General features: G+C 54.9%; 1 protein-coding gene. It reads right to left on the bottom strand.

The features are described from left to right. Nucleotides 1-283 precede the first annotated feature (283 nt). Nucleotides 284-1,780 carry an IS630 family transposase gene (locus AWB81_RS42325; RefSeq protein WP_200822642.1) on the bottom strand — a complete coding sequence of 499 codons (1,497 nt, stop codon included), beginning with the start codon at nucleotides 1,778-1,780 and terminating at the stop codon, nucleotides 284-286. Between the last annotated feature and the right edge of the window lie 358 nt (nucleotides 1,781-2,138).

The raw sequence follows: 2,138 nt of genomic DNA, 5'->3' as shown, positions 1-2,138 counted from the left end.
GGAGCATCAGGCAACGCCAGCACCCCCGTCTACTGCCAGGTCATTGCACGTCCCAGCCTTGGCGGCTTGCGGCTCGTGGCGACGGGGCGCACCCGACCCACAGCCGCCGTTCAACTTTCTCGACAGCGGACGTTCGTGAGCGGCGCTTCGCGCCCCATCTGATACGTTTGTGATCGCGAGCAGATTGGCGCACCCACGGTCGGCATGTGGGTCAGCTGGCGCCAATGCCCGCGTTATTACTTTATTCCATCATATGGCCCCGACGACTCTTTTTCAGCGCAACTCATCGATAGCGCGGGTCTTTACAGTTGCCCGAATCTGAAAACGTGGCTGGCTCGCGCTCTTTGCCCCATATTTTTCTACCCGCTCGTCGGGGATGCTTCCGAAATTGAAAATTTCGTTCATCAAAGTACCGATCGATGGATTTTTTGGCATCATCAAGCGACGGATAATCACTATTCTGAATGATCGCACGAGACATGCCGCTGAAGACCGACTCAATGACGTTGAGGAACTGTGCACCGGCCGGTAATGGAGCGGTTTCTACAACAACTGCTCTGCTGTTGGCGACAGCGGCATTATGTTCTTGAATATTTTGGTTCAACCGTTTGGCGACGTGCCAAGATGCCGCGTCCCAGGAGAGATAAATTTTTCGGCGATCGGCGTACTCGGCAATCAAAACTTTCATCATCCTGATCATTTCATCGGTGTTCTTGTGGTCGCTGTAGAAGTGAGTAACCTGGTTGCTAGAAAGTTCGAGCGCTGCGGTCACGATTAGGCTACCGCGCGATTTTTGCCATTGTGGGACAACCGGTTGTTCGCCAGGAAAGGCCAGTTTGCGTCCGCTGCACATCTTTACAGCGAAGGGGCCATATTCGTCGATGGAGAAGAAAGCTTCGTCCGATTGCAGACTGGCTAGGATCGAGTGAATGCGATCGAGTTTTTCTGAATAGGCAGGGTCAGCGGACGTCAGCACAATGCGCGCTTTGCGCCAACGATACCCCGCAGCCCGTGTGATTGCTCTGATAACCTCGGGGCATGCGGCGTTACCATTCTCGCCCAGAACCTTCCTCAGCAGCGGCATCGTCCAGGTGGTACGGTTAATGCCGTAGTTGCTCGGCGGCTCATGAAGCACCTTGAAAATCGCGTTCTTCAGTGTCTCGTCATCACTTTTTCTATGGGACGGCTTTCGCGAAAACAGCGCCGGGCTCCCACCTTCAGCAAAGGTTCGCTTGTACGCGTTATACGTGTTACTGGATATTCCGAGGAAGGCACTGATTGTGCGCGCTGTTAGGCCGCGTCGCCATGCAATGATCGCGAGTGACTTATTTCTATCTGATAGCTTTCCAGAGTAAAGCCGATTGAGAAGAACTTCTAAACCAGGAAGGTCATCCATTTGGTATTTCAGGTCTTCCACGGCGATCTTCTTCTGAAGCACCGCAAGCATCCACTCGAACGGATCGAATCGCGGACGCTGACATGCGATTAGATAACGGAAGTGATGCGAACTACCCCGATAACCTCGTTCGCACACCATCGCATAGAGACGACTGGCGGCGAGTGTTGGGAACCTCGTCAGCGTTTGGTGGATGAATGGCAGGTAGGCATCGATCTGCGAAGGCCGCTGCAATGCACCGATCCTAGGTAGCCCAGCTTGCGCGAGTACGCGCTGGACCGTGCCACGGTGGATATGCAATTGGCGGCCGATGGTGCCTGCGCGCCACTTCTCGACGTGGTAGTAACGCAGGATCTGCGCTTCGAGTTCAGAGGACAAGGCCATGTGTGCGCCCTCAGTTGGCGTGGACACCCGGTCATTATCGGTCGTTCATCCGGGTTCGCGCCCGTGGAGCCATCAACCTGTTACATCAATGTCAACGATTGTCGACAATATAAGGGAGGCTGTCGAACGACCGAAAGTGGCCGGGTCTTGCCTGTTGGGTATCCGCAGGACACCACCCGTCCGAGTCAGCCCCGTTTCGCAAAATCTCACCCTCCGCTACGAGCCAATTATCTCGGCGGAGTGGCAACTTCGTGTCGACAGCAACCCGCATTTGTAAGGTTGCTGGACGCGGGTTGTCGCGGCATGGCAAAACGCCTATAATGAGCGGGCATTTTGCCGATATGGAGCATCGATGGAA

The sequence above is a fragment of the Caballeronia arationis genome (assembly GCF_001544975.2).
Taxonomy (GTDB): domain Bacteria; phylum Pseudomonadota; class Gammaproteobacteria; order Burkholderiales; family Burkholderiaceae; genus Caballeronia; species Caballeronia arationis.
This window is presented reverse-complemented; position numbering and strand designations above follow the sequence as displayed.

What these genes read in the sequence shown, in the direction of transcription:
- AWB81_RS42325 (WP_200822642.1), bottom strand. Translation starts at nt 1,780, where the DNA reads ATGGCCTTGTCCTCTGAACTCGAAGCGCAGATCCTGCGTTACTACCAC.